8 protein-coding genes are annotated in these 8,637 nt (G+C 49.9%); 1 reads left to right on the top strand and 7 read right to left on the bottom strand.

The window, feature by feature from the left end:
- Positions 1-622, top strand: a 622-nt coding sequence (locus AOQ57_RS07015) for an RNA-guided endonuclease InsQ/TnpB family protein (protein WP_157686487.1), incomplete at its 5' end; no start/stop codon positions are given.
- 256 nt (positions 623-878) lie between these two features.
- Here the strand turns inward: AOQ57_RS07015 and AOQ57_RS07010 are convergent.
- The 7 genes from AOQ57_RS07010 to AOQ57_RS06985 form a co-directional block, all read right to left on the bottom strand.
- Complete coding sequence (locus tag AOQ57_RS07010) at positions 879-2,477, bottom strand: APC family permease (RefSeq protein WP_167336641.1); 1,599 nt, start codon at positions 2,475-2,477, stop codon at positions 879-881.
- Between the two features lie 120 nt (positions 2,478-2,597).
- Entirely contained in the window at positions 2,598-3,587 is a 990-nt protein-coding gene (locus AOQ57_RS07005) for a D-2-hydroxyacid dehydrogenase (RefSeq protein ID WP_093626542.1), read from the bottom strand.
- A gap of 64 nt (positions 3,588-3,651) precedes the next feature.
- Positions 3,652-4,764, bottom strand: coding sequence for a non-hydrolyzing UDP-N-acetylglucosamine 2-epimerase (gene wecB / locus AOQ57_RS07000; RefSeq protein WP_093626541.1), 1,113 nt, complete (start codon positions 4,762-4,764; stop codon positions 3,652-3,654).
- Positions 4,761-5,897 carry a glycosyl hydrolase family 8 gene (locus tag AOQ57_RS06995; protein WP_093626539.1) on the bottom strand — a complete coding sequence of 379 codons (1,137 nt, stop codon included), beginning with the start codon at positions 5,895-5,897 and terminating at the stop codon, positions 4,761-4,763. The genes wecB and AOQ57_RS06995 overlap by 4 nt, the downstream gene beginning before the upstream one ends.
- Before the next feature lie 18 nt (positions 5,898-5,915).
- A complete protein-coding gene (locus AOQ57_RS06990) occupies positions 5,916-7,169 on the bottom strand; it encodes a glycosyltransferase family 2 protein (protein WP_439950844.1) in 1,254 nt (417 codons plus the stop codon).
- A 58-nt stretch (positions 7,170-7,227) separates the two neighbouring features.
- Positions 7,228-7,398 (bottom strand): hypothetical protein, encoded by a 171-nt coding sequence (locus tag AOQ57_RS08245; RefSeq protein WP_167336640.1) that lies wholly within the window; start codon positions 7,396-7,398, stop codon positions 7,228-7,230.
- Entirely contained in the window at positions 7,398-8,261 is an 864-nt protein-coding gene (locus AOQ57_RS06985; RefSeq protein WP_093626537.1) for a hypothetical protein, read from the bottom strand. Before AOQ57_RS06985 ends, AOQ57_RS08245 begins: the two co-directional genes overlap by 1 nt.
- Positions 8,262-8,637: the final 376 nt, after the last annotated feature.

The following is an 8,637-nucleotide window of genomic DNA, read 5'->3' as shown; positions in this document are numbered from 1 at the left end:
CGCCAAAGGCGGTCATCTCAGTATTGATCTCAACACCGATAACTTTTTGACGACCAGCAACGGTGACGTAGTCGCTAATCCGCGTTACTACCGCACAATTAAAGGCAAGCTGGCCAAAGCCCAACGCAAGCTCAGTCGGCGGCAACGTCGAGCCAAGAAAGAGCATCGTGCTTTGCGGGATAGCAAGAACTACCAGAAGCAACGCTTATTAGTCGCCAAACTACACCAAAAAGTCCGCAATCAACGGCGTAACTTCTTACAGAATTTGTCAACGAAACTCATCAAGAACCACGATGTGATCGTTGCCGAAGAACTAAGAAGCGCTAACCTACTGAAAAACCATGCTTTAGCAATGAGCATTAGCGATGTAGGCTGGCGTAGTTTCTTAGGAATGTTAGATTATAAGGCCGACCTGTATGGTCGGACCTTTGTCAAAGTTAATCCTAAGAATACTACCCAGACGTGTCATGAGTGTGGCTTTGTCATGGGAACTGAAGACACCCAAAAACTGACCTTAAAAGATCGACAATGGACGTGTCCTAAGTGTGGAGCATTCCATATTCGTGATCATAATGCCGCACAAAACATTCTGGCTAAAGGTCTGGAAAAACAAATGGTCTAGTTCGGCTAGACCCGTTCCTCTGGCAACCTGGGAACGTTAAAGGCGTTGGTAATTAGACGACCGCTACTCAGCCGAAAGGCTGGGCAAGTTGTCCGTATCTACGTAAATTGTGGTCTGAGTTATCCTTATATGGTCCTGCTATATAAGGGTGCTTGGCTCACAAGCCACGGGTTTTTAGGGCTTTCGAGCCCGGAACCCGTGGTTGGTTGACCAAGCCCTAAACAAAAAAGAGTGTGAAAACTATCACACTCTTTTTTTATTCTTTATCAATTACTACGTCTTCGTTAACCTTGGCGGCTTCCTCGAGGTCAGGCCCGTCAATCCGCGAGGCAATCGCCCAGCGGTAAATGATCAATGAAACTACGATGATCACCACAAAGTCGAGCGGGTATTCGATCAGTCCAGTTCCGCCAAAGCCCTTGCTCCCAAAGTAAGAGATGGTAGATAAGAGTACCAGGTAGACTAACATCCATAAGGACCCCTTCAGCTGGGTCTTAAGCGGCACATGATCGTACCTGTACTGGTAGTAAGCATAGATTGGCAGCCCCAGGACCACCACAAAGATAACCTCAATGGTCGTTGGCCACATAGCCCAATAGATTACCATGCTAGTCAAAACAAAGGACAGGGGGGCCACCCAAGAAAGGGCCTTAGAATTAAAGGGCCGGGTAAAATCTGGGCGCAGCTTCCGCAGGGAAACGGCGGTCACTGGCCCTGTAGCGTAGGCCACAAAGGTTGAAACTGAAACCACGGTCGCCAGCTTGGACCAGTCCCGGAAGAAAAAGACCAGGACCATTGCCAGCAAGAGGTCGGCCACCATGGCAAAGCGTGGAATCATGTAGCGACGGTTCAAGCGCCCCAGCCAGGCCGGAATATTTCCGTTACGGGTCATGGCCGCCAGGGTCCGGGCTGAGGTAGCCACGAAGGTCACCCCGGTTCCAAACGGTGATACAAAGGCATCCATGTACAAGAGGATCGACAGCCAGTTCAGCCCTAACAGAATTGCCAGGTCGGCAAATGGCGAGGAGAAGTTAATTCCCTGCCAGCCAACCTTGGCTAGGGTTACCGGATTAACGCCCCCGATAAAGGCAACCTGTAGGGCGATGTAAATTATCGCCGTGATTGTCAGGGAGATCCAGACCCCACGAAAGATGTTCTTTTGCGGGTTGACCATTTCCCCCGCCATGTTGATGACGGTTTGAAAGGCATCGTACGAAAGGATGATTCCTGAAACGGTCACCGCTTCAAAGATCCCGCGGGTCCCGTTGGGCATAAAGGTAGCGGTGCTGTGGCCGAAGTTACCCGGGTGAAAGCCAACCACAATTAAGGTCACAATCGTCAGGGTCGGGATAACCAATTTGAAAACCCCGACCAAGGAGGTGAAGCGGGTCAAGACCTTGACCGACCAGAAGTTGATTAAGGTAAAGACCAGCATGAAGACGTAAACCACCAGGAGTCCCTTGGTGGTGATGGCGCCATCGTGCATAAAGTTAGCCGTCCAGTTGGCCCACTTCCACGGCCAGCCGGCCATGTATTGGACACAAGCAACTGCTTCAATCGGGATCAGGGTGATCAAAGAAACCCAGTTAGCCCAGGCCGCTAAGAATCCTAATAAGGGCCCATGGCTATACTGGGCAAAGCGGCTCATCCCCCCGCTTTCGGGAAACATTGTCCCTAATTCAACGTAGTTAAAGGCGATTAGGATCATAATCGCCGCCCCAATTACCCAGGAAATAATGGCTGACGGGCCAGCGACCTTGGCCGCCGTCCCCGCTCCAAACAGCCACCCGGAGCCGATCAGTGACGACAGCGCCAGCATGATTCCGGAGAAGAGGCTAATTTTATTCTTTGGCATGATAACTCCATTCAAATGACTAGTGATAAAGAATAGTATAGCACAGGGAAACGGCAGGCACCAAAAGGGGTGTGTGATGGCAAAATCACACACCCCTTTTAGAGCGATCCGAGTGGATACTTACTTAACGATGTTCTTGCACCGTTCACCGGTCTTAATGGCCACTACATCATTTAATGAGATCCGAACCATGTTGCGAACCGCTACGTTGGTGAAGAAGGCCACGTGTGGCGTCACCACCACATTTGGCATTTCAGCCAACTCGTGGTAATCGCCCGGCACCGCTTCAGCATCGACTTGCTTACCAAAGTAGGTTGTTTCATCAGCCAGCGTATCTAAACCGGCCCCACCCAGGTGGCCACTGTTCAAGGCAGCGATCAACGCCTCAGTATCAACCAAGCCCCCGCGAGCCATGTTGATTAAGATAGCCGAGTCTTTCATCTTGGCAATTGCCTCTTTATCGATCATCTTTTCCGTGCTTGGCAGCAACGGCACGTGCAGGGAAAGAATATCGGCCTCTTTTAGGACCGTGTCCACGTCGACAAAGTCCATGAAGGGAGCTAACTCCGGATCTGGATGCGGGTCATAGGCAATCACCCTGGCGCCCAAGGCCTTATAAATTTGGGCGGTGGCACCCCCAATGTGACCGGCCCCGATCAACCCAACCGTACAGGTGTAGATTTCCTTTGCGATCAAATCACCTGACCAGCGGAAGTCGTGGTCATTTTCCATCCGTTCGTTGAAGCGTCCAATGTTACGTAGCAGGTACATGGCCTGAGTGACCCCCATTTCGGCAATCGCCCGCGGTGAGTAGATTGCCACGTTGGTAACCGTGAGCCCATTTTGGCTGGCCGTTTCCAGATCCAACATGTCATACCCGGCCGTCCGGGTACTGATTTGTTTAATCCCCATCTCAGCCAGAGCCTGGTACACTTCCTGCTCAACCGGACTGGTTTGCTGAATGCTGACCCCGTCAAAGCCCTTAGCCATCTTGACCGTTTCGGCGGTCAGCGGCACCATTTCCATTTGAACCTGGTTGCCGGTTTCCTTGGCCCATTCCTCAGCGTAGGTCCGTTCGTGCTCGTGGGTACTGTACATCAGAATCTTCATTACACTTAATGCTCCTTTGGTTTGCTTACTTCACTAATTATGATAGCGTGACTAGATACTGTTTTCAAACTTGTGCTAAGAAGCTTTGGATTGACTTAACGATCTTCTCGGCGGCATGACCATCCCCGTACGGGTTCTTGGCCTGGGCCATGGCGCTGTATTCTAGCGGGTTTTCTAGCAGGCTGTTCATCTCATGTTCAACCGTAGCCGGATCGGTCCCCACCAGCTTCAGCGTGCCGGCCTTTACCCCTTCCGGACGCTCGGTAGTCTCACGCAGGACCAGGACCGGCCGGTTTAAAGAGGGCGCCTCCTCTTGGATTCCCCCGGAATCAGTCATAATAAAGTAGGAGCGGGCAGCCAGGTTGTGGAAGTCAACCACATTCAAGGGGTCAATTAAGTAAACATTATCCACCCCATCAAACACCCGGTGAGCCGCCTTTTGAACGGCCGGACTCAAGTGGACCGGGTAAACCAGGTCAATGTCACCCCGGCTCTCTACCACGTGGCGAATCGCTTGGAACACCCCTTCCATCTTCTTCCCCTGGTTTTCACGCCGGTGCATCGTCAAAAGGATTGTCCGGTGGGTCGGGGTCAGGCGCTTCAATAATTCATGGTGATAGTCCTCGGTAATCGTGTAGTGCAGGGCATCAATAACGGTGTTACCAGTGATCTTAATCCGTTCGCGCGGGTGACCCTCGCGTGTTAAGTTAGCAGCTGCCTGTTGGGACGGAGCAAAGTAGAGATCAGTCAGGTTATCGGTAAGCTGACGGTTCATTTCCTCCGGGTAAGGAGAGTACTTGGTCCAGGTTCTGAGCCCCGCCTCAACATGCCCAACCGGAATTTGATGATAAAAAGCCGCCATTGCCGCGGCCATCGTGGTTGTGGTGTCGCCATGAACCAGAACCATATCAGGGCGAACCCGTTCAAGGATTGGGTCAAGCCCCTTCAAGACCTTGTTAGTAATCGTAGTTAGCGTTTGCTTCTCTTGCATAATTGCCAGGTCGTAAGCCGGCTTTAAATCAAAGATATCTAAAACCTGTTGCAACATCTCTCGGTGCTGGCCAGTAACCACGGTGATCGGTTCTAGTTCCGGCGTTGCCTCTAAAGCCTTGATCACCGGGGCCATTTTAATTGCCTCCGGACGGGTTCCAAAGACAATCATGATTTTCTTCGTCATTGCTTCCATCCTTCCACGGCGACCAGGGTGGTTAAGGTCGCTCCATAGTAATCATTTTGGTTGAGTTTCTGAGCAAAGATGCTCTTCTCGCTGTCAAATAAATTGTCATAGCCATGATTACGATTCAAATTAACCGCATAAAAAATTGGTGCACTGTAGCCGGCGTTTTTGCGCTTTATGATGGGCCGGCCCCGCAAGGTATAACCCGTGAAGACTTCGTATTGTTTAGAGAAAAACTTCATCATCTTATTTAAAACCCGTTGGGCTCGCGGGTCCTTGCTGGCGGCCAAAAGGTAGGGTACTCGGCAGGCATTGAACCAGTATTGGCCGTCATACTTAGAGGCGATCGTATTGGCACCCACCGGCTCGGCATGCTTCGTCGTTACCCAGGCAAAATCGGGAACCAACCCTGTCTTATGCTCATTTGATAGATCGACCAGACGATCCAGCATCGTTGCCTTAACCGCCTGCCACTGGGTATTGCCAGTGTCTTGGGCCAGGCGGTCAAAGACCACGGGCATCACGTCAGAGGTACGCATTAACTTACGATAGCGCGACTTAGCATCGACCCAGTCCCCGGTTAATAAGACACCAGTTTGTGGGTTATATTCATAGGTCAAAATATCCGTTGCTAATTGCCGTTCCAGCTGGTGGTAGTAAGTAGCCTTATTGGGCCAAGTCTTAGCGGCGAGTGCTAGGGCATTTGCAATGTACAAGTCACCATCCGTCGCAGAATTAGCCTCGCTTACCCACTGCCCCTTTTTCTTCTGCTGGTGCCACTTCATTAGGGCGGTCTGCTGGTTATTAACCACGTCGCGATGGTTCAGGTAGTAGCTGGTCAGGCGGTCAAATTCTCCTTGACTCGCCCAGCCCCGGCGGCCAGCCAAGGCGGTAATCATCATCCCATAGCCCTGGGCCTCGGACAGTGCCGCCGGATTCCGTTTCGTTCCGGCATTCACAAAGGTTCCCTGCTTATTTTGGACCAAATAGTCCTGCTTCCACTGCTGGTAGATTCGCTTTTGCAGGTGCGCCGGATTTTTGAGCCGCACCGTCATCAACGCAAGCGTATAGATGACAAAGACTAAGGCAATGATTACCCATAGCCACCAGCGGCATTTTTTATTTCTATGCATAGATCTCACTCAATATCATTAATCACTAAAGCGCCGCGTCTTAACCCAAACATTACCGTTACGATGAAACAGGCCATCTGCCATTACCGAGCAAACGGCGTGAACGGCAATAATGGTAAAAAGCTGGCTGTAGGTAAAGTAAGCCACCAGTGCCATCCAAACCTGATTGGTCGTGGCTTGCCCGAACTGGGTCGCCATGGCAATCGAAATTTGCAGGACGTATAAAATAATCATCAAGGCCCAGTTCAACAAGAGCAGCTGGGCGATCAAGATGTTCCCCTGTTCGAAGGTGAATGGTAAGTAAACGGTGGGGTTAAATAAACGGACCCCTAAAGCAACCACGTTGGCTAAAAAAATCACGTCAGACAAAATGATGGCCAAGTTAAACCACAGGAAGGTACACGAGTAGTAAAAACATTCTAACTTAACCCGCCAGTTGGACCGGTCAAAGAGGTGCCAGAAGTTATGTAGGATTACCTGATAGTTCCCCTTGGACCAGCGTAGGCGCTGGAAATAGTAGTCATGAAGCGTTTCGGGCTCCTGCTGAAAGGCTTCCGAGTTGTACGCCAATGCAATCAGTTTGCCGCTTTGCATGATCGTAAACGAGATATCAGTGTCTTCGGTTAAAGCCCCGTTGCGCCAGCCACCAATCGATTCAACAAAGTCTTTTTGGATAATGAAGTTAGTCCCCGGAATTCGGCCAATCTTAAACATGTGCCAGATTGCACAGTGCTGGATTCGCTGGGTAACGACAATCTCTTGGTTAATGCACCTGGTCAAGAAATTTTGCTTAGCGTTCCGGGTTTTATTGCGACCAAAGGCAGCCACGTGACGCTCAGGGTTCTTCAAAACCTCCTTAACTAAAAAGTACAGGGCGTTTTTCTCGGGCATCGCGTCCGCATCATAAACCCCAATGTACTCCCCGCTGGCCATCTTCAAAGCATCGTTTAAAACACCGGCTTTGCCCCCACTCCCGTGACGCTCAACTACCCGCGCATTACGGTAACGGTAGGACCGGTTATTTAAAACCTCCCGCATTATCTTGGCGGTGTGGTCGTCACAGTTATCGGCAACTAAGATCAACTCAACCTTATCAGCTGGATAATTTAGGTCTAGAATCGCCCGGGTGGTCTTGGCAATTACTAATTCTTCATTGTGAGCCGGAACCACAACTGTGACCTTGGGGTAATACGGCAACGGTTCAGTCGTCACTAACTTAGCGGAATACTTAAGCCAAAAGTGGATTGCCCCGCTTAAGGTAACCATCGACATCAATAGGGACAGCCAGATGGATACCAAGCTAATAATTAAAAGGGTTTCGCTAATCACGTCAATCCCCCTCTTTTGCTTGGGACTGTCTCAAGTAGGCCGGATGCTGCCGCTGCATCACGGTCTTTTCCACCCGAAAATAAATCACCCACTGGCAGATAAATAAAATCACCATCATAACAAGGAATGCCACGGTAATCACCGTGGCCAGCCAGAAAAACCATGCCTCCATTAGTCCGAAACCTCACTCTTCATGTATTCAACCACCAGATCGGTTTCCATTTCCCGCTTAACGTGGCGCAGAACCCGATCCAAGTTAGGGTAGCCCAGAACGTTTTGCCGGTTGACACTCAGGTGCCCCCACTGAAATTGCAGAGTCGCCTCACCCAGCATCAATTCATCTAATTGGCGTTTTGTTGCACGATTCTTGTACTCGTACGTTGTCGGCGACATGTCCAGGGTTATGATCAAAAAAGTTGCGTCATTGACGTAGTAAAGCTGCTCGGACGGGTACCGTCCTTCCTTTAAGATTTTGCCGATCCGGCGCAGGTTTTGCCAGTATTCCTCCTCGTTAAATTGGCGAATCTGCGAACTATGGGCCCAGTGAATCGCCATGACATCAACATGCAAATCAGCATGCTCATTAGTAATAAAGTGGACCACCTTTTGGTAGTACTTACGGGCATTGTACTTGGTCTGTAGCTTGACCAGTGTATCGTAATGGGCCGCCCACGAGTCAATATCTCCACGGCAACGGTCCATCCAACCCCAGTCACCAATGAAATAGCGGGCTAACGCCACCAGGGAAGCGACAGCGGGAAAGGCCAGTAACAAGAGCCACTTAAGCCAGTTATCCATCACCACGTACCCTATTAGTAAAACTGCTGCCCCAATGGTGGTTGTCCCAATCATTAGCCACGTGATTAAAATATTGGGAACCACGCTCCCGACCAGGACACCCAGCATGATTAAGATCCCCATCACCGTCATCAGGGTCACTGAATAGGTTCCGGCCAACCACATTAGGGCAATCACGAGCAACGTAATAACGCTCAGGACCGCCATTCCAGTTTCAATGACATGACGTTCAACCATTCGCCTCCTCCGTTAATAAAAAACTTTATGTATAAATCCAACTAAAATACAGTAATGACAGCGTTTACTACCGTTGTACTATTAAAAATTATGTCTGTCAAGGGGCTTAAAAATACACGAAAATATCACTCAAAACTTTTAACATCCTGATAAGCGAAATAAACCACCATCAAGAAAAGGCATGCGCCTTGGTCTAACAATGTTTCTGCGACCGTATGGATAGAACTACGTGGCCAACAGCCCCATTCAATAATCTCTTTACAAACCACTAATCCTTCTGATTCCTTCAACCCTAACTGGTGGTTGTTTCCCCGCGGTAAGTCTACATCAACTTATACATAACGGGTTAATTTAAATAAGGCAGATTGTAAAATTT

Source organism: Limosilactobacillus gorillae (genome assembly GCF_001293735.1).
Lineage (GTDB): Bacteria > Bacillota > Bacilli > Lactobacillales > Lactobacillaceae > Limosilactobacillus > Limosilactobacillus gorillae.
This window is presented reverse-complemented; position numbering and strand designations above follow the sequence as displayed.

Coding starts and splice junctions, on each gene's coding strand:
- AOQ57_RS06995 (WP_093626539.1), bottom strand. CDS start 5,897: ATGCATAGAAATAAAAAATGCCGCTGGTGGCTATGGGTAATCATTGCC.
- wecB (WP_093626541.1), bottom strand. CDS start 4,764: ATGACGAAGAAAATCATGATTGTCTTTGGAACCCGTCCGGAGGCAATT.
- AOQ57_RS06990 (WP_439950844.1), bottom strand. CDS start 7,169: ATGTCGATGGTTACCTTAAGCGGGGCAATCCACTTTTGGCTTAAGTAT.
- AOQ57_RS07005 (WP_093626542.1), bottom strand. CDS start 3,587: ATGAAGATTCTGATGTACAGTACCCACGAGCACGAACGGACCTACGCT.
- AOQ57_RS08245 (WP_167336640.1), bottom strand. CDS start 7,398: ATGGAGGCATGGTTTTTCTGGCTGGCCACGGTGATTACCGTGGCATTC.
- AOQ57_RS07010 (WP_167336641.1), bottom strand. CDS start 2,477: ATGCCAAAGAATAAAATTAGCCTCTTCTCCGGAATCATGCTGGCGCTG.
- AOQ57_RS06985 (WP_093626537.1), bottom strand. CDS start 8,261: ATGGTTGAACGTCATGTCATTGAAACTGGAATGGCGGTCCTGAGCGTT.